Annotated in this window: 18 protein-coding genes; 8 read left to right on the top strand and 10 right to left on the bottom strand. The window is 71.9% G+C overall.

Annotated features, from left to right (window positions below):
- Window positions 1-53 precede the first annotated feature (53 nt).
- Window positions 54-992 carry an NmrA family NAD(P)-binding protein gene (locus WA640_RS16335; RefSeq protein WP_335988962.1) on the top strand — a complete coding sequence of 313 codons (939 nt, stop codon included), beginning with the start codon at window positions 54-56 and terminating at the stop codon, window positions 990-992.
- Between the two features lie 131 nt (window positions 993-1,123).
- Window positions 1,124-2,377: an MFS transporter gene (locus WA640_RS16330; protein ID WP_335988961.1), complete on the top strand. Its 1,254-nt coding sequence runs from the start codon at window positions 1,124-1,126 to the stop codon at window positions 2,375-2,377.
- Between the two features lie 42 nt (window positions 2,378-2,419).
- Here the strand turns inward: WA640_RS16330 and WA640_RS16325 are convergent, their stop codons facing one another.
- Window positions 2,420-3,385 carry a helix-turn-helix transcriptional regulator gene (locus tag WA640_RS16325; protein ID WP_335988960.1) on the bottom strand — a complete coding sequence of 322 codons (966 nt, stop codon included), beginning with the start codon at window positions 3,383-3,385 and terminating at the stop codon, window positions 2,420-2,422.
- Between the two features lie 162 nt (window positions 3,386-3,547).
- On the opposite strand from WA640_RS16325, the gene WA640_RS16320 reads away from it, so the two are divergent.
- Window positions 3,548-4,213, top strand: a complete 666-nt coding sequence (locus tag WA640_RS16320; RefSeq protein WP_335988959.1) for a hypothetical protein — start codon at window positions 3,548-3,550, stop codon at window positions 4,211-4,213.
- Between the two features lie 114 nt (window positions 4,214-4,327).
- The gene (locus WA640_RS16315; protein ID WP_335988958.1) at window positions 4,328-5,104 is read left to right on the top strand and encodes a class I SAM-dependent methyltransferase; all 777 of its coding nucleotides are present in this window, start codon (window positions 4,328-4,330) and stop codon (window positions 5,102-5,104) included.
- A gap of 1 nt (window position 5,105) precedes the next feature.
- Here the strand turns inward: WA640_RS16315 and WA640_RS16310 are convergent, their stop codons facing one another.
- On the bottom strand, window positions 5,106-5,816 hold the full coding sequence (locus tag WA640_RS16310; protein WP_335988956.1) for an ArsR/SmtB family transcription factor: 711 nt from the start codon (window positions 5,814-5,816) through the stop codon (window positions 5,106-5,108).
- 64 nt (window positions 5,817-5,880) lie between these two features.
- Here WA640_RS16310 and WA640_RS16305 point away from each other — a divergent pair, with 64 nt between their 5' ends.
- Both WA640_RS16305 and WA640_RS16300 read left to right on the top strand, forming a co-directional pair.
- Window positions 5,881-6,705, top strand: a complete 825-nt coding sequence (locus WA640_RS16305; protein ID WP_335988954.1) for a hypothetical protein — start codon at window positions 5,881-5,883, stop codon at window positions 6,703-6,705.
- Window positions 6,702-7,487 (top strand): isocitrate lyase/PEP mutase family protein, encoded by a 786-nt coding sequence (locus WA640_RS16300; protein ID WP_335988953.1) that lies wholly within the window; start codon window positions 6,702-6,704, stop codon window positions 7,485-7,487. The genes WA640_RS16305 and WA640_RS16300 overlap by 4 nt, the downstream gene beginning before the upstream one ends.
- Here the strand turns inward: WA640_RS16300 and WA640_RS16295 are convergent.
- The gene (locus tag WA640_RS16295; protein WP_335988952.1) at window positions 7,459-7,848 is read right to left on the bottom strand and encodes a VOC family protein; all 390 of its coding nucleotides are present in this window, start codon (window positions 7,846-7,848) and stop codon (window positions 7,459-7,461) included. The genes WA640_RS16300 and WA640_RS16295 overlap by 29 nt on opposite strands.
- 47 nt (window positions 7,849-7,895) lie before the next feature.
- A complete protein-coding gene (locus WA640_RS16290; RefSeq protein ID WP_335988951.1) occupies window positions 7,896-8,237 on the bottom strand; it encodes a MerR family transcriptional regulator in 342 nt (113 codons plus the stop codon).
- Window positions 8,238-8,318: 81 nt separating this feature from the next.
- Here WA640_RS16290 and WA640_RS16285 point away from each other — a divergent pair, with 81 nt between their 5' ends.
- On the top strand, window positions 8,319-9,035 hold the full coding sequence (locus WA640_RS16285) for an SDR family oxidoreductase (RefSeq protein WP_335988950.1): 717 nt from the start codon (window positions 8,319-8,321) through the stop codon (window positions 9,033-9,035).
- Here WA640_RS16285 and WA640_RS16280 read toward each other — a convergent pair.
- The 6 genes from WA640_RS16280 to WA640_RS16255 all read right to left on the bottom strand — a co-directional run bounded on the left by WA640_RS16280 (window position 9,032) and on the right by WA640_RS16255 (window position 15,391).
- On the bottom strand, window positions 9,032-9,892 hold the full coding sequence (locus WA640_RS16280) for an NAD(P)H-binding protein (protein ID WP_335988948.1): 861 nt from the start codon (window positions 9,890-9,892) through the stop codon (window positions 9,032-9,034). The two genes, WA640_RS16285 and WA640_RS16280, sit on opposite strands and share 4 nt — an antisense overlap.
- 107 nt (window positions 9,893-9,999) lie before the next feature.
- The gene (locus WA640_RS16275; RefSeq protein WP_335988947.1) at window positions 10,000-10,656 is read right to left on the bottom strand and encodes a hypothetical protein; all 657 of its coding nucleotides are present in this window, start codon (window positions 10,654-10,656) and stop codon (window positions 10,000-10,002) included.
- Complete coding sequence (locus tag WA640_RS16270) at window positions 10,656-11,267, bottom strand: hypothetical protein (RefSeq protein ID WP_335988946.1); 612 nt, start codon at window positions 11,265-11,267, stop codon at window positions 10,656-10,658. Before WA640_RS16270 ends, WA640_RS16275 begins: the two co-directional genes overlap by 1 nt.
- Window positions 11,268-11,465: 198 nt before the next feature.
- The gene (locus WA640_RS16265) at window positions 11,466-12,305 is read right to left on the bottom strand and encodes an alpha/beta hydrolase (RefSeq protein ID WP_335988945.1); all 840 of its coding nucleotides are present in this window, start codon (window positions 12,303-12,305) and stop codon (window positions 11,466-11,468) included.
- Window positions 12,306-12,449: 144 nt separating this feature from the next.
- Window positions 12,450-13,688 carry a right-handed parallel beta-helix repeat-containing protein gene (locus WA640_RS16260; RefSeq protein WP_335988944.1) on the bottom strand — a complete coding sequence of 413 codons (1,239 nt, stop codon included), beginning with the start codon at window positions 13,686-13,688 and terminating at the stop codon, window positions 12,450-12,452.
- Window positions 13,689-13,876: 188 nt separating this feature from the next.
- On the bottom strand, window positions 13,877-15,391 hold the full coding sequence (locus WA640_RS16255) for a helix-turn-helix domain-containing protein (RefSeq protein ID WP_335988942.1): 1,515 nt from the start codon (window positions 15,389-15,391) through the stop codon (window positions 13,877-13,879).
- Window positions 15,392-15,520: 129 nt separating this feature from the next.
- Here WA640_RS16255 and aceA point away from each other — a divergent pair, with 129 nt between their 5' ends.
- A complete protein-coding gene (gene aceA / locus WA640_RS16250) occupies window positions 15,521-16,834 on the top strand; it encodes an isocitrate lyase (protein WP_106362466.1) in 1,314 nt (437 codons plus the stop codon).
- Window positions 16,835-16,849: the final 15 nt, after the last annotated feature.

Below are 16,849 nucleotides of genomic sequence, written 5' to 3'. Positions count from 1 at the left end.
GACGCGCAAGGCGATCGGCCGTTCCCGAGCAATCCGAACAAGGAGTGAAGGCAATGACGACAGTGCTCGTGGCGGGCGCGACCGGCAGCCTCGGCGGCCAGATCGTGAAGCACCTGCTGGATCGGGGCGCCGACGTGCGCGCGCTGGTTCGGAAGTCCTCAGTGGACAAGCTGACGGCGCACCCGAATCTGACGGCGCATGTCGGCGACCTGGCGGACGGCGCGGACGCGCTGGCGCGCCACCTCGACGGCGTGGAGGTCGTCGTGTCCGCGGTCCAGGGCGGGCCCGACGTGATCATCGACGGGCAGCGGGAGCTGCTGCGGGCCGCGGAGCGGGCCGGCGTGCACCGGATGATCCCGTCGGACTTCTCGATCAACCTCTACGGATACGGCTACGGCGTCAACGTCCTGTCCGACCTCCGCCGCGTGTTCGCGGACTCGTTCGCCACGTCGACGGTCGCGCGCACGTCGGTGGCGATCGGCGCGTTCCCGGAGTACTTCCTCGGAGCGGTCCACGAGGTGCTCGACCCGGCGGCCGGCACGTTCTCGGTGTGGGGCGACGGCACGCGCCCGATCGACATGACCACCATCGCCGACACCGCCGCGTTCACGGCCGCGATCGCGCTCGACCCGAGTACCGCGGGCCGCGACGTGCACGTGGTCGGCCAGCAGTTGTCCATGATAGAACTGCGAGACGAGGTCGAAGCGGCGTCCGGGCGGCAGTGGGAACTGGTGCGCAAGGGCACGCTCCAGGATCTCCGCGCGGAAGTGGTGCGCCGGCAGTTCAACGCGTCCAGCCTGGTCGAGTACGTGGCCCTGCAGGCCCAGGTGGCCATGTTCGACGGAACGGGCTCGCTGCGGGACGTGCGCAACGCGGACTACCCGGACGTGGTGCCGACTTCGCTGGCGGCATATCTGGCGGGCCGGGGCGCGGCGCACTTCACGCCGCCCGAGACGCCGCGGCGCCCGGGCGAGTGGCCGACGGCGGTCTGACCCGTAGCCGCTGCAAGGCGGTGGGGCGGGCCGGAGCGCATCGCGCTCCGGCCCGCCCGGCTTCGTTGTGAGCCAGCTAACCGCACTTCACTGACACGATCTGTCAGTGAACCTGCCGCATCCTCTTCACCATGACGACCACCGCCCAGGCCGCCCGCCCCGTCGTGCTGCCGCCCCGCAACCGCGCCGAGCGCCTGCTCCTGCCCGCCACGTTCATCACCAGCCTCGGCAACGGCGTCCAGCTCGTCGCCGCCGCCGTCCTCGTCTTCACCACCGGCCAGAGCGCGCTCGCCGTCGGCTGGCTCTACATCCTCGTCTCGATCCCGCCCGCGCTCCTGTCGCTGTGGTTCGGCTCGATCGCCGACCGCTTCGACCGGCGCACCCTCTGCCTCATCGCGGACCTCGCCAGCGCCGCGGCCGCCGCGTTCCTCCCGGTCTGGATCCTCGCCGGGGGCGATCCCGGGCCGGTCGCGTACGGGACCGCGTTCGCCCTGTCGCTCCTGTCGGCGATGTTCACGCCCGCGGGCGGCGCCCTCATCAAGGAGCGCGTCCACCCGGCCCGCACGGCGGTCTTCAGCGCCCACTACGAGATCGCGATGCAGCTGGGGCTGCTCCTGTCGGCGGCGCTCGGCGGCATCCTCATCCACTATGTCGGCACCACGCCCCTGTTCATGTTCAACGGCGTCACGTTCCTCGCCTCGGCGGTCGCCTTGTGGGCCATGCGCAAAGCCCCCGCCCGGACCGGCCCCGCCGCGCACGCGGCGGCGGACGGCGGCGTGCCGGGCGCTCCGCTGGTGCGGCTGGGCCTGCTGTACGCGTGCGGGCAGATGCTCATCATGGTCAGCAACACGACGCTGATCGTGCTCGTGTACGTCGCGTTCGACCGGGGCGCGGGCGTGTACGGGGTCGTGGACGCGCTTGCGGGGCTCGGGTTCTGCGTGGCGGCGGCGCTGTTCCCGCGGGTGGCCGCGCGGTTCGGGGAGTTCCGGGCGGCGGTCGTCGGCGGCGTCGGGTGCGCGCTGATGTCGTTCGTGCTGCCGCTGCACCTGGTGGTGCTGCTCCTCGCGGTGCCCCCGGCGGCTTTCATGGTCGGGATGTCGCGGGTCGGCCTGCGCTCGATCCTGCTCCGCTCGGTGCCCGAGCGCCGCGCCGGGCGCCTGTTCGGCGCGGTGAACGCGGCGGGGCTGGGCCTGAGCGCGGCGATGACGGTCCTGGTCGCGGCCGTCGCCGACGCCACCCACATCCGCTACGGCTTCTACCTGCTCGGCGCGGTCTGCGCGCTGGCGATGGCGGCCACGGCGTTCTCGTTGCGCGGCAAGGTGAACGATGCTCTGCGTCCCGCGCTCGGGCGTGTCGCGTCTGAGATCCCCCCGTTGCAACAGTGACATCCGGGTCCGACAGCGGCGGCATGGTGACATGCGGCGCGGTCAGTTGTGGAGGTCGAGGACCGCCTGGGCGCGTTCGCGCATCATCGCCCGCAGGGAGGCGGGTTCGAGGACTTCGACGCCGGCGAGCTTCATGAGTTCGCCGGAGGCGACCCAGTCGGTCTCGACGGGGATGGTGGCGACGGCCCACCCGTCTCCGTCGCGGTCGGCTTTCGCTATGGCCTCCAAGGCGTCCGCGTCGAGCTGGTCCGAGGCGCGCTCGACCGCTTCGGGCGAGAACCGCACGACCGCGGTCCCCTTGTAGCGGCGGGCGTCGAAGGCGTCGAGGTTCTCGGCCCACCAGGCCGCGAGGTCGAAGCCCTCGGGCCGTTCGAACTCCTCGTCGGTCTTGGCCGCCGCCAGCAGGTTCGCGACCTTGTACGGCAGCACGGGCCCCGTCCCCTGCGAAGCCGCCAGATACCAGCGCCCGCCCTTGAGCACCAGGCCGAGCGGGCAGAGTTCGCGCTCGACCTCGCGCGGCTCCTTCCAGCGCCGGTACCGGACCCTGATCCGCCGCTGCTCCCACGCCGCGTTCGCCACCAGCGCCAGGAGTGGCACCGCTTCGGACCGCTGGAACCAGGTGACCACGTCGAGGTGGAACAGCCGCCGCGCCCGCTCGGCCCGCTCCCGCTGCTGCGGTGAGAGCGCCGCGGAGAGCTTCAGCTCCAGGGCCGCCAGCTCGGTTTGGAGGCCCAGGTCGGTCGCGGCCTGCGGGACGCCGGTGAGCGCGAGCGCCTCCGCCTCGCCCGCGGTCACCCCGGTCAGCCGCGTCCGGTAGCCCTCGACAAGCCGGTAGCCGCCCTCGTGGCCGCTCTCCCCGTAGATGGGGATGCCCGCGGCCGCGAGCGCCTCCGCGTCCCGGTACACGGTCCGCACGGACACGCCGAGCTCCGCCGCGAGTGCGTCGGCGGTCATCCGCCCGCGCTGTTGGAGCAGCAGCATCATCGACACCAGGCGGCCAGCACGCATACGGCAAGTATCCGCGCCGGGCCGTCCGGATACCGCGTCCGGTGCCGGTGCGGCGGGGTTTCGGCGAACATGCCTGGACGGCTGCGGGAGTGCATAGAGTCCGGTGCGGCAACGGCCCCGGTCCGCTGTGGACCGGGGCGCCCGACGACATCAGGGAGCGCCATGCCGAACGCACGACCCGTCCGATCCTTCCGACTCCGCCATCCCGAGCGCCTGCGCCGCCTGGCGGCCGCTGCCGCCGCCGTGCCGGTGGCGGCGCTCATCGGGGCCGCGGGGGCCTCGGCGGCACCGCCGCAGCAGCTCGACGTCGTCCCGGACCTCGACGCCGCCAGAATCGACCTGTCCGGCCGGGCCTCGATCAGCCTCCTCGACACCGGCGACGAGCTGTACGGGACCGGCAAGCTCAAGGGCGACGCGGAACTCGCCGTCCCGGACCCGGAGGGGTACTCGGGCATCCAGGACCTGTTCCTGCACCGCAAGCAGGGCTCGGGCGGCGACTTCGGCGACGTCGACGTCATGATCGGCCCCGACCGCGGCGAGAGCCTGCACTGCGACGACCCGGGGATCATCGACTTCGCGACGGGCCTGGCGTTCGACGTCCGGAAACTGCCGCGCGGCTTCGAGAGCGGAGGCGACCCGATCACGCTGGTCACCGACCCGTTCGTGCTCGAACCGGCGGTCCCGGCGGAGGGCTTCCCGCCGGTGAACCAGAAGTACGCGCTGGAGGACTCGGTCGCCCTCTACCAGGAGACCGGTCCGGGCCGGTACGAGCAGATCGGCCTGCTCGAAGGGTTCGACGTCATCGTGAACCAGAGCGCGGCCCGCTAGTCCGCGCCGGGGCCGCGGCAGCGCCGCGGCCCCGCTCCGTCCCCGGATCTCCCTTGCCTCCCAGGCGTTCGCGCCCTAAGCTCACTCCCACGCACGACGACGGGAGACCCCGCGATGACGCAGACCCGCAGCGCCGACTGGGACTACGGCGAACTCTCCGCCCGCGTCTACGAGCTCGACAAGCCGGTCGGGAAGTCCCTCAACGGGGACGTCGAGTTCTATTCGCGCCGCCTCGCGGGGACCGAGGGCGACATCCTCGAACCGGCCGTGGGCACCGGCCGGATGCTCGTGCCGCTGGTCCGCCTGGGGCTCAACGTGACCGGCTACGACACGTCGGCGCACATGCTGAACATCTGCCGCCGCAACCTCGACGAGGCCGGGCTCGACGCCGACGTGTTCATCGGCGACATGACCTCCTACGTCAAACCCGGTGCGTACGAAGCGGTCCTGGTCCCGACCGGGTCGATCGTGCTCCTGCCCGACCGGTCCGCCGCCGTCGAGGCGCTGCGCCTCATGCACGCGAGCCTGCGCCCGGGCGGGCGCCTCTTCGTCGACCTGCCGCCCTCGCGGCACTTCACCGACCCCGGGGGCCTGCGGCACTGGCAGGACGGCGTCGACGACCTGCTCACCTTGCAGACCATGCACGTCGACGTCGACCCGCTGGGCCTGCGGGTCGTCCGGTGGCTGCGCTACGAGCTGTGGCGCAAGGGCCGGCTGGTCGAGACGCAGCTCCAGAACAGCGGCCTGCTGTGCTTCGAGGTCGAGGAGTTCCTCCAGGTCCTCCACGAGGCCGGATTCGCCGACGTGACCGTGTACGGCGACTACGACGAGGACGCCGAGCCGGGTCCGGACGCGTCGATCTGGACGTTCGAGGCCGTCAGCACCGACTGACCTACCGCAACGCCGCAGCGTCGAGGCCGAGCAGCCGCTCCAGGGCCTCGGCGCCCGGGCCGGTGAGGCGCACGGCCCGCGTCGACCCGATCCTCCGGATCCAGCCCGCTTCGAGGAACCGGGCGCAGACGGCCGCGCCCGCGAGCCCCGCGAGGTGGCTGCGGCGCTCCGTCCAGTCCAGGCACTCCTTCGCGGCGGGGCGGCGGCCCGCCGACCACGTCGCGGTGTCGACACCCAGCTCAGCGGTCATCCAGTCGCGTCCCTTGTCGCTCAACGCGAACCCCGCGTCCCGGTCGATGAGGCCGCGGCCGGTCATCGCGTCGGTGACCGCGACGCCGAGCCGCCCGGCGAGGTGGTCGTAGCAGGTGCGGCCGCGCGCCAGCGCCGCCGACGCGGTGGACGCCCGCAGGCCCGTCGGCGCGGCGGCCGCGGGGAAGTGCCCGGCGAGCGACTCGATGAGCGCGGCGGTCTCGGGGTCGGCGAGCTGCACGTACCGGTGGCGGCCCTGCCTGCGCTCGGTGCACAGCCCGGAGTCGACGAGGCGGTGCAGGTGCCCGGTGGCCGTCGGCGCCGACACGCCCGCGACCCGCGCGAGTTCGCCTGCGGTCCAAGCGCGCCCGTCGAGGAGCGCGACGCAGAACGTGGCCCGCGTCGGGTCCGCGAGCACCGCCGCGACCTCCGCCAGCCTGGTTCCCTGCGCGCGATCGGTCATGCCCCGATTGTGCCCCCGCGACACTTCGGCGGCCGCCGAACCGTCCCGGCCCTACCGTCGCCCCATGATCTCGTTCGGCCCCGACCGCGCCCCCGAACTCCTCGCCCACCCGGGTCTCGTCCCGCCGCCCGCAGCGCCCGGCCCGCCCGGGACCCTCGGCTGGCTGCGCACCAGTGTCGCGCGCTTCGCGACCGGCGGCGACCACGCCCGGCGGCGCACCCAGGCCGCGGACCTGCTGGTGGACATGGACCTCGACGTGCTGCGGCTGCGCGCGGAAGTCCTCGCCTGCATCGCCTTGGAGGACGCGCCCCTCGACGTCATGGACCGCATCGCCCGCGACGTGCCGGTCCGCACCCTCGCCGAAGCCCTCGGCGCGCCCGGCCTCGACCCCGCGGCCGTCCGCACGGTCGCCGCCGCCTACCTCACCGGCGACGCGGCCCCCGAGACCGACGCCGCCGTCGCGGCCCTGGTCGCGGTCTTCGGCGGCGTCCCCGACGAGCCCACGGCCGCCCGGATCGGCCTCCTCGTCCAAGCCTGCGAAGCGACCGCCGCGCTCATCGGCAACACCCTCGCCGCCGGAGGCGGGCTGGACCCCACCGACCTCGCCGCGCAGCTCCGCGACGACCCGCCCGTCAAAGCCACGACCCGAACGGCCGCAACCGAAACCGAGGGCCTTCGACCCGGCGGTACGGCCCGCATCCAACTCGACGGCACCGCGCCCTTCGGCGCCGGACCCCACGCCTGCCCCGGCCGCGACCAGGCCCTCGCCATCGCGACCGGCGTCTGCGAAGCCCTCAAACGCGTCTCGCCGCCGACCGGCTCAATCGCGTACGAACCGCTCCCGAACCTCCGCATCCCCGCAGCGATCCACGTCAGGATGAACCCGTGACCTACGCCGCCTTCGCCGCCGCCCACCGCGGCCCGCGCCCGCTCGTGCTCCCCAACGCCTGGGACCACGCCTCCGCGGCCGCCCTCGCCGCCGCCGGATTCACCGCGATCGGCACCACCAGCCTCGGTGTCGCCGCAGCCCACGGCCTCCCCGACGGCGCGGGAGCCACCCGCGACCACACCATCGCCCTCGCCCGCCGCCTCGCGCCGCTCCCGGTCCTCGTCACCGTCGACATCGAAGGCGGCTTCAGCGACGACCCCGCCGAGGTCGTCGCCCTCGCCGCGACCCTCGCCTCTTTCGGCATCGTCGGCGTCAACCTCGAAGACGGCCGCCCCGACGGCACCCTCGCCGACCCTGATCTCCACGCCGCCCGCATTGCGGCCGTGAAGGACCGCTGCCCCGACCTGTTCGTGAACGCCCGCACCGACCCGTACTGGCTCAGCACTGACAGTCCACTGGAGACCGCGCTCGCCCGCGCCGCACACTACACGGCCGCGGGCGCCGACGGCGTCTTCGTCCCGGGTGCCGCGGCTCCCGACGACATCCGCACCCTCGCCGCCCGCATCGACGCCCCGCTCAACGTCCTCTACTCCCCGGGCGGTCCCACCGTCGACGACCTCGCCGCCCTCGGCGTCGCCCGGATCAGCACCGGCTCCCTCCTCTACCGCGCCGCCCTGACGGCGGCGGTCCGCACGGCGGTACGGATCGGCGAGGGGGAGCCGGTGGCGGGGGACCAGCTGACCTACGCGGAGGTCACAGCGTTGCAAGCTCCTCGGGGGTGAACGCGCGCAGGATGCAGAACTCGTTCCCCGCGGGGTCGTTCATGACGATCCACGACGACGAATCGTCCTGCCCGACATCGGCCCGCTTGGCGCCCAACGCCTCCGCGCGGGCGACCTCGGCGGCCTGGTCGTCGGGGCGCAGGTCGAGGTGGAGGCGGTTCTTGACGCTCTTGCCTTCGGCAACGCGGACGAACAGGATGTCGGGGGAGACGCCGTCCTGCGGGCTGCCCAGCGGCGGCTCTAGCACGACCTCCTTTTCAGAGGTGTGGGTGACGCGCCAGCCCAGCAGCTCGGCCCACCAAGGGCCCAGCTCCTGCGGGTCGGCGCAGTCGACGATGATGCACTGCCATTGCAAACTCATCGCGCAACAGTAATGCCCTCGCGTTCTCACGCCGCAGGGGACGGCGGTCAGGTCTTTTCGATGAAGTCGAGCATCCGCTCGAAGCGCGCCTTCGTGGCCGCGGCGGCCCGGTACTCGGCCTCGACGCGGGCGTGCTCCTCGTAGATCACGGCCCGCTGCTCGGGCGTGACCTCGTCGGCGCTGCGGCAGCGCCGGAGCTTCGCGATCGCGCGGCTCGGCAGGCCGTTCGCGAACATGAGCTTGATCCACTGGACCTGGTCGACCGCGTCGGCCGGGTAGACGCGCTGGCCGCTCGCGGTGCGCTCGGGGTGCAGGAGGCCCTGCTCCTCGTAGTACCTGAGCGCGCGCACCGTCGCGCCCGTCGCCTCGGCCAGTTCTCCGATGCGCATCCGCGCCCTCCCGTTTCCCGCTGTGGTGTCCGCCACCGTCGCTTGCCCCTCACGCTGACGTGAGGTCATAGCGTCGACCGCATGGACATCAAAGGATCAATCGCATTCGTCACCGGCGCCAACCGCGGCATGGGCCGCCATTTCGCCCGGCAACTTCTGGAACGCGGCGCGGCCAAGGTCTATGCCGGGTCGCGCCGGATCGATTCGGTCGACCTGCCCGGCGTGGAGCCCGTGCAGCTCGACATCACCGACCCGGCGTCGGTCGCGGCGGCGGCCGCGACCGCGTCCGACACGACGATCCTCGTCAACAACGCAGGGATCGCGACGTTCGCGAACCTCGTCGGCGGCCCCGAGGACCCGATCCGCCTGGAGATGGAGACGAACTTCTTCGGCACCCTGAACATGGTGCGGGCCTTCGCACCCGTGCTCGGCGCGAACGGCGGCGGCGCGATCCTCAACATCCTGTCGGTCCTGTCGTGGCGCTCGTCCGGGATGGGCCACGCGTACTCGGCGGCGAAGGCCGCGTCGTGGAGCCTCACGAACGGCGCGCGCCTCGAACTCGCCGCCCAGGGGACGCAGGTGACGGGGCTGCACGTCGCCGGGATCGACACCGACATGCTCAAGGGCATTCCCGCCGACAAGAGCGACCCGGCCGACATCGCCCGCGCCGGCCTCGACGGCATCGAGACCGGCGCGCTCGAAGTCCTCGCCGACCAGGTCACCGTCGACTTCAAGGCGGTCCTCAACGCCGACCCGGCCGCGCTCTACCCCGAACTCGCCGCGGCGCGCACGGTCTAGGCGCCCGACCAGACGCCGGACTTCGCGGTCTCGGTCGCCCAGTCCGCGAAGCGGATCGGGGCGCGGCCGAGGACGCGTTCGACGTCGCCGGTGGTCGCGGCCATGGCGCCGTCGCGCATGAACTCGTACATGAGGTTGAGGAACACGACGAGGTCCTCGGGGAGGCCCGCGGCGCGGAGGGCCGCGTCGTGCTCCTCCGGGGTCTCGGCGCGGAAGGCCACCGGCTTGCCGGAGGCGGCGGCGATGGCGGCCATCGCCGCGTCCATCGACAGCGACTCGGGGCCGCTGAGCTCGTAGACGCGCCCGTGGTGGCCGTCCCCGGTGAGGACCGCGGCGGCCACCGCGGCGATGTCGGCGACCGCGATCAGCGGCTCCGTGGTCCCCGCCAGCGGCAGCGCCAGCTCCCCGGCGAGCACCGCGGGGTAGTAGTCGCCTTCGCTGAAGTTCTCGTTGAAGTTGTTGGGCTGCAGGACGGTCCACTCGATCCCCGCCGCCTGGACGGCCGTCTGGGCCGCGTACATGCCGATGGCCTCGGGGCCGACCCCGGCCGCCGCGGCCAGGTCCTGGACCCTGCGGCCCGACTGGGCGACGATGCGGCGCACGCCAGCCTTCTCGGCGGCGGCGACGAACGCGTCGGCGGGGAACGGGTGGTCCGGCGGGACGAGGTAGGCCGCGGCGACGCCCTCCAAGGCGGCGTCCCAAGTGGACTCGTTGGTCCAGTCGAGGGTGATCGCGGTGCTGCGGGAGACCGCGCGCACGTCGTGCCCGCCGGCGCGGAGCAGTTCGGTGAGGCGGCGGCCGACCTTGCCGGTGGCGCCGGTGACGAGGATGGTTCCGGTGTGGGTGTGTTCGCTCATGGGACCAGTCAACCGTCGATTCGGTAGCGGATGAATGGCCGCAGAGCCACGTTCGATGCGTGATCGTCCACGGGCCGGGGGCGCCGCCCCCGGCCCGTGGACTTGTCTCAACCTGCGGCGATGGCCTCGATCGCGGCGTTCGCCTGCTCGAACTCCTTCATCGCGGATTCGATCCAGGGCTGCGGCTGCGGCCCCAGCACTGCCTGCTGCATGTACGCGAGCCCGGCCTCCACCGAGTACCCGAATTCGAGGTTCGGCTCCGGCTGCGGGTCGCCGTACACCTTGCCCGACTGCGGGTCGAACCAGCTGAAGCCCTTATAGGACACCGCGCCGCCCTTGTCGATGAGCTTCGCGGCCGAGTAGAACGCCGCGGCCGCTTCGGATCGCAGCTGCTCGGCGAGCTTCTCGTCCTTCGTCAGGTCCGCCTGCGCGAGGAGCGCCTGCCCCTGCCCGAGCTGCTCGTAGAACGAGACGCGCTCGGCCGGGTTGACCGCGTAGTCCTCGAAGTCGAAGAGCCCCAGGCACACCCAGCAGTCCTTAGGCCACCACTTGCGCGGCCCCTCGACGGGGACCTCCCACTCGGGGCAGACGCGTTCGACGGTGCCGGTCTCCTCGTCGATGACGAAGAAGCAGTAGCTGAACGTGCCGCCGCCCGCCTGGGCCGGGGCCTGCACGAGCAGCACGGTGGAGAGCGCGAGCGCCAGCGCGGCGACCAGGCCCGCGGCGAGCCGGAGGGTCCGGCGCAGTGTCGTCCCGGCGCTCATCACGCGGCCGCCAGTTCGGACAGGCTCTCGTAGGCCGCGTCGAACTCCTTCAGGGCCCCTTCGATGTCGGGCTCCTTGCCGAGGGTGTTCTGGAGGATTCTCACGCCCTCGGCCATGGCGTACCCGGCCGCGATCCCGGGGTCGGGCTGCGGGTCGCCGAGGTACTTGCCGTTGACCGGGTCGGTCCAGGCGAAGCCGTCGAACCCGATCTCGTACTTCGAGACGATCTCGGCGGCGGCGAGGAACTGGCCGCCCGCTTCGGCGCGCAGCTGCTCGGCGAGCTTCTCGTCGTCGGTGAGGTGGGATTCGGCGAGGAGCCCGAGGCCCTTGCCGAACCGCTCGTTGAAGTCGTAGCGGACGGCGGGGTCGACGTAGTCCTTCCAGAAGTCGAAGGACGGCAGGCAGACCCAGCACTCGGGCGGCCACCACTTGCGGTTCCCCTCGACGGGGACCTTCACTGGCACGCACTTGAGGTCGAAGGGGTCGTCGGTGCTGGTGTCGGGGAAGCAGACCTCGATCCAGTAGCCGCCCGCCTGCGCGGGGGCCGGGATGAAGAAGACCGCGGAGACGGCGAGCGTCACCGCGATCATGAGGCGTCTGACGAGGCTCATGGCACTCCTTGGGGGAAGGGTGGATTTGCCGCCTCAGTATGGAGTCGCCATGCGCTGACCGTGGGTACACGCCGCTGCGCCCGACCGCGACTCAAGTGTCCGATGAGGACTAAACGGCCGGTTCGGCCGCCTTTGCGGGGCCGGACCGGCCGGAAAGATGGCACGCGGTGTGCCAGCGGACCTGCGCCGCGGCGGGGCTCAGGCGAGGCCCGCGAGGATCTCGGCGAAGCGCTCGGGGTGGACGAGGGCGCCGACGTGGCTCGTCTCGATGGTGTGGACGTCGAACGCGTTGTCCGGGGTGAGCGCGTCGGCCTCCTTGATGAACAGGTCCTGGAGCTCGATCGGGATCGACGTGTCCTGCGTCAGCCGCACGTAGCTGCGCGGAATCCGGCCCCAGGTGGCGGCGTCGGCGCGGTCCTCGGGGCCGCCCGCGTCGAGGCTCTCGTCGGGGGTGAGCGTGGAGAGGAACACGCGGAACTCGTCGTCGGTGCCGTCGGCGAGCATCGAGTCCTTGAGCGCCCCGAGGAGGACGGGGTCGGCGGTGCGCCAGTTCATGCGGACGGCGCCGAGGCGGGCCGGGTTCGCCGCGGCCACGCCCATGGCCTGGTCGAGGACGCTCCCGGCGTTCTCGGGCCGGGCCACGTACTCGCGCGGGGTGTGCTCGACGCAGCACCACGCCGAGGCGTAGACGATCCGGTCGAGCAGGTCCGGGCGGCGGTTGGCGACCGCCGTGAGGGTCACGCCGCCGCGGCTGTGGGCCACGGCGATGACCGGCCCGTGCTCCCTCGCGCGCTCCAGGATCGCGGTGACGTGGTCGACGTTCGCCTGGAGGCCCACGCCGTCGAGCTTCGACGCCGCCACGGCCAGCTCCGCCGCGTCCTGGGTCTGGTACGCGGACGGCATGCCCGCCGCGAAGCCGTGGCCCGGCAGGTCCACCGCGAGGGAGCGGTGGCCGCGCAGGGCGAGCTCCCGCATGAGCGGGGCCCAGGAGAACGAGTTGGCGTTGGAACCGTGGATGAGGACGAACGTCGGTGTCATGGCGCTCATGATTGCAAAGACGTCGATGCCGTGGTGGCCCCGGTGGGCGGCAGTGTGGGACGGGACAGCGGGGCAGGACGGCGAAGTGGGGGATCAGGGTGGAGGCGCCGGGCCGGGCCGCGTCCGCGGCCCGGCCCCCTGGGGCTAGACGAACGTCGCGCCTAGGTTCGGGTAGTTCTTCGGGACGAGGAAGTTCGTCGAGGCGATCGAGCCGTCGGCGGCCCGCGCGCCGGTGACGACGGCGGCGCTGGTGTTCGCGAGGTCCGCGTCGACCCAGCTCGACTTGATGTTCCACGAGTTGCCCGAGCCGGTCGAGGACCCGAGGGCCACCGGCGTCGCGTTGTTCACCGCGAGGTTCGCGGTGAGCGTCGAGGTCGAGGAGTCGAAGTCGAAGCCGGTCTTGCCGTTCTTCCACGCCGTGGAGCGGCTGATCTGGAGCGAGCCGGGGTTGCCGTTGTCGGTGAAGCCGTGCGCGGAGTTCTTCCACGCCATGGAGTTCACCACGACGTGGTTCGCGGGCGGGTCGACGTCGCCGCCGCCCATCTTGAAGCCGTTGCCGTCGCCGGAGTAGTTCGGCAGGTTCCAGTAGTTGTAGCCGTTGCCCCAGGCGGCGGTGTCCTCGATGCGGATGGGGGAGAGGAACTCCCACGCGTCGAAGCCGTCGTCGGCGTTGTTCCACAGGCGCGCGCCGATCACCTTGTTGCCGGTGCCCGAGCCCTCCTTGATCGCGAGGCCGTCGGCGCTCTCGCCGTTCTTGCGCGGGTCGCGGTTGCCGTACGAGTCGAGGTTGAGGATCGTGTTGTTCGCCGAGGCGCCCTGGATGTGGAGGCCCGACTCGTAGTTGTCGCGGGTGACGAGGCGGTCGTAGACGTTGCCGTTGGAGTCGAGCGCGAAGATCGCGTACGGGCCGTGGACGATCTCCAGGCGCTCGAAGCGCCAGAAGTCGCCTTCGACGTGGAGCGCGCCGCGGTCGGCGCGGGGGATCGAGGAGTCGACGGCGCCGGGCGTGTACGGCATGTTCTCGCCGTCGATGACGACTTTCTCGGTGCCATAGGCGCGCATGGTGATCGGGGCGCTGGCGGTGCCGTTGGAGTTGACCTGGATGTTGGTGCTGGGCGCGTAGGTGCCGCCGCGGATCTGGATGACGGTGCCGGGCACGGCCTTGTTGACGGCGGCCTGGATGGTCTTGAGCGGCGCGGCGACGGTGCCCGCGTTGGCGTCGTTCCCGTTGACGGCCACGGTGATCGTGGTGGTCTGGGCGGATGCGGCGGAGGTCCAGGCGAACGCGGAGGCGGTGGCCGCCGCGGCTGCGGCGAGCGCCGCGACCGCGAGGACCGCCTTGCGGGCCCAGCGGCGCGGGGCGCGCGGTTGGTCAGGTGTCATGTGAGGGTGACTTTCTCGCTGGTGCCGGGTACGAGATCGGGAAGGCGCTTGCCGTCCCGAATGCCACGGTAACCACTTTCATCGAAGAAAGTCAATGTATGTGCGCGCCGGAAATGTGAACGGAGGGTCCCGGCAAATCGGACATCGATGGGCCCCCGGTCTCAACCCTGACTCGGGGGTACGACAGTTCAGGGACGCGAGTGCCTTTCGAGGAACTGGTAGACCTCGGTCTCGTCGACGCCCGGGAAGGAGCCCAGGGGCATCGCCGCGAGTTGGGAGCTGGCGGCGCGGGCGGTGGGCCAGACCTGGCCGGCCCAGGTCTTGGCGAGGTTGCGGGGCGGGTTGCGGCAGCAGTCGGGGTCGGGGCAGCGGGAGACCGAGCGGGCCTTGGTCTCCTTGCCGCGGAACCACTTCGCCGACTCGTAGGGGACGCCGATCGACAGCGAGAACAGCCCGTCGGCGCTGCGCTCGGTCCGGGCCGTGCACCAGTAGGTGCCCGTCGCCGTGTCCGTGTACTGGTTGAAGGCGTTGAACTTGTCGGGCACGTCGAACACCTGGCGGCTCGTCCAGTACCGGCAGATCGGCTGGCCCTCGATCGCGCCGGTCGGGTCCGCCGGGAACGCCACGTCGTCGTTCTCGTACGCCTTGAAGATGATCCCCGACTTGTGGACCTTCTGGAAGTGCGTGCGAATGCCCAGATGGTGCGTGGCGAGGTTGGTGAACCGGTGCGCCGCCGCCTCGTACGAGACCGCGAAGTTGTCGCGCAGGTCCTCGACCGCGACCTCCTTGTCCGCCATGGCGCTCCGCAGGAACGCCACCGCGCTCGACTCCGGGATCAGCAGCGCCGCGGCGAGGTAGTTCGTGGAGACGCGCTGGCCCAGGAACTCCAGGTACGTGCGCGGCACCTCGTGCTCCAGGACGTAGCTCGCGAGGGCCTGGAGCAGGACCGTGCGCGGGTCGTGCGAGCCGGTCCCGACCTGCGTGAGGTAGATCCGCCGGTGCTTGAGGTCGGTGACCGAGCGCGTCGAGTGCGGCAGGTCGTCAACGTGGTGGAGCGTGAACCGCAGGTGCGCCGCGAGGTCGGCGATCTGGTGCTGCGACAGCGGCCCGCCCGCGTAGTCGACCTTGCCGAGCAGCGTGCGCGCCTCGGCCTCGATGTCGGCGAAGTAGTTGTCCTTGTCGCGCATCCGCCGCCGCAGCTCGGTGTTCGCCCGCCGGGCCTCCTCCGGCGTCGCCGTGTGCAGGTTGACCTGGCGGTCCACCTCCCTGTGCAGGCCCACGAGGGCTTCGAGCGCCTCCGTGGGGATGCGGCTCGACGGCTTCACCGACGGCAGACCCAGCGAGCGGTACTGGCCGCTGCGCTGGGCCCGCTCCAGCTCGATCTCCAGGGCCACGCGCCGGTTCGGGGGCTCCGCGCCGAGCAGCTCGTCGGAAGAAACGCCGAACGCCTTCGCGAGCGCCCGCAGCATCGACAGCTTCGGCTCCTTCTTGCCGTTCTCGATGAGCGAGAGCTGCGAGGGCGCGGCGCCGACGGCCGCGCCGAGGTCGTCGAGGCTCATCTCGCGCTGTTTGCGCAGGTGCCGGATCTGCTTGCCGAGGCTGATGAGGTCGACCGAGACGTCGTCGGCGGCCAGTTCGGCGGCCTCGGCGGCGCCCCACGGGCGGTGCGGGGCCTCGGAGGGGCGCGGCGGCAGGTTCGTCATTTCCCCAGTATCGCGAAGAAACGCGAATCTTTCTACCGGGAACCTCTGATGCGCAGTCCCGATCGATGAAAGATTGCTGTTACCTGCAAGTAATGACCGCTGCGGCGGTCCCGACTCTCGGAGCCGACGATGTCCGACAGCAAGCGCGACCCGATCGACACGCAACTCGCCGCCGAACGCCTCGCCATCGAGTGGGCGTCCGACCCCCGCTGGGCGGACACCGCCCGCGACTACACCGCTGCCGACGTCGTGCGCCTCCGCGGCCGCGTCACCGAGGAGCACACCCTCGCCCGCCGCGGTGCGGAGCGCCTCTGGTCCCGGCTCACCGAGGACGCCGCCACCGGCGGGTACACCCACGCGCTCGGCGCGATGACCGGCGGCCAGGCCGTCGAGCAGGTCAAGGCCGGCCTGCACGCGATCTACCTGTCCGGCTGGCAGGTCGCCGCAGACGCGAACCTCGCGGGCCAGACCTACCCCGACCAGTCCCTGTACCCGGCGAACTCCGTCCCGCAGGTGGTGCGCCGCATCAACAACGCGCTCATGCGCGCCGACCAGATCGAGGCCGCCGAAGGCGTCCAGTCCGTCGACGACTGGCTCGTGCCGATCGTCGCCGACGCCGAAGCGGGCTTCGGCGGGCCCCTCAACGCCTTCGAGCTCATGAAGGGCATGATCGCCGCCGGCGCCGCGGGCGTCCACTGGGAGGACCAGCTCGCCTCCGAGAAGAAGTGCGGCCACCTCGGCGGCAAGGTCCTCATCCCCACGGGCCAGCACATCAGGACCCTGAACGCCGCCAGGCTCGCCGCCGACGTCGAAGGCGTCCCCAGCGTCATCGTCGCCCGCACCGACGCCGAGGCCGCCACGCTGCTGACCTCCGATGTGGACGAGCGCGATGCCCGGTTCCTCACCGGCGAGCGCACCGCGGAGGGCTACTACCGCGTCGCGAACGGCATCGAGTCGTGCATCGCCCGCGGCCTCGCCTACGCGCCCTACGCCGACCTGCTGTGGATGGAGACCGGCACGCCCGACCTCGAAGCGGCCCGCACCTTCGCCGAGGCGATCAAGGCCGAGCGCCCCGACCAGATGCTCGCCTACAACTGCTCGCCGTCGTTCAACTGGAAGCGCCACTTGGACGACGACACGATCGCGAAGTTCCAGCGCGAGCTCGGGTCCATGGGCTTCACGTTCCAGTTCATCACCCTCGCCGGGTTCCACGCGCTCAACCACTCCATGTTCGACCTCGCCCACGGCTACGCCCGCGAGGGCATGACCGCCTACGTGGACCTCCAGGAGCGCGAGTTCGCCGCCGAGGAACTCGGGTACACCGCCACGAAGCACCAGCGCGAGGTCGGCACCGGCTACTTCGACCTCGTCACGTCCGCGCTCAACCCGAACTCGGCGACGCTCGCGCTCGCCGGGTCCACCGAGCAGGGGCAGTTCCACTAGCCGTCCGGCGACCAG

This window comes from Glycomyces sp. MUSA5-2, from assembly GCF_037034145.1.
GTDB classification, from domain to species: domain Bacteria; phylum Actinomycetota; class Actinomycetes; order Mycobacteriales; family Micromonosporaceae; genus Glycomyces; species Glycomyces artemisiae.
Note: the sequence above shows the minus strand (reverse complement) of the source record. Positions and strands in the feature narration are given on the sequence as shown.

Bases quoted from the DNA above. Each gene is read 5' to 3' on its own strand.
- WA640_RS16335 (WP_335988962.1), top strand. From the start codon at position 54: ATGACGACAGTGCTCGTGGCGGGCGCGACCGGCAGCCTCGGCGGCCAG.
- WA640_RS16330 (WP_335988961.1), top strand. From the start codon at position 1,124: ATGACGACCACCGCCCAGGCCGCCCGCCCCGTCGTGCTGCCGCCCCGC.
- WA640_RS16325 (WP_335988960.1), bottom strand. From the start codon at position 3,385: ATGCGTGCTGGCCGCCTGGTGTCGATGATGCTGCTGCTCCAACAGCGC.
- WA640_RS16320 (WP_335988959.1), top strand. From the start codon at position 3,548: ATGCCGAACGCACGACCCGTCCGATCCTTCCGACTCCGCCATCCCGAG.
- WA640_RS16315 (WP_335988958.1), top strand. From the start codon at position 4,328: ATGACGCAGACCCGCAGCGCCGACTGGGACTACGGCGAACTCTCCGCC.
- WA640_RS16310 (WP_335988956.1), bottom strand. From the start codon at position 5,816: ATGACCGATCGCGCGCAGGGAACCAGGCTGGCGGAGGTCGCGGCGGTG.
- WA640_RS16305 (WP_335988954.1), top strand. From the start codon at position 5,881: ATGATCTCGTTCGGCCCCGACCGCGCCCCCGAACTCCTCGCCCACCCG.
- WA640_RS16295 (WP_335988952.1), bottom strand. From the start codon at position 7,848: ATGAGTTTGCAATGGCAGTGCATCATCGTCGACTGCGCCGACCCGCAG.
- WA640_RS16290 (WP_335988951.1), bottom strand. From the start codon at position 8,237: ATGCGCATCGGAGAACTGGCCGAGGCGACGGGCGCGACGGTGCGCGCG.
- WA640_RS16285 (WP_335988950.1), top strand. From the start codon at position 8,319: ATGGACATCAAAGGATCAATCGCATTCGTCACCGGCGCCAACCGCGGC.
- WA640_RS16280 (WP_335988948.1), bottom strand. From the start codon at position 9,892: ATGAGCGAACACACCCACACCGGAACCATCCTCGTCACCGGCGCCACC.
- WA640_RS16275 (WP_335988947.1), bottom strand. From the start codon at position 10,656: ATGAGCGCCGGGACGACACTGCGCCGGACCCTCCGGCTCGCCGCGGGC.
- WA640_RS16270 (WP_335988946.1), bottom strand. From the start codon at position 11,267: ATGAGCCTCGTCAGACGCCTCATGATCGCGGTGACGCTCGCCGTCTCC.
- WA640_RS16265 (WP_335988945.1), bottom strand. From the start codon at position 12,305: ATGACACCGACGTTCGTCCTCATCCACGGTTCCAACGCCAACTCGTTC.
- WA640_RS16260 (WP_335988944.1), bottom strand. From the start codon at position 13,688: ATGACACCTGACCAACCGCGCGCCCCGCGCCGCTGGGCCCGCAAGGCG.
- WA640_RS16255 (WP_335988942.1), bottom strand. From the start codon at position 15,391: ATGACGAACCTGCCGCCGCGCCCCTCCGAGGCCCCGCACCGCCCGTGG.
- aceA (WP_106362466.1), top strand. From the start codon at position 15,521: ATGTCCGACAGCAAGCGCGACCCGATCGACACGCAACTCGCCGCCGAA.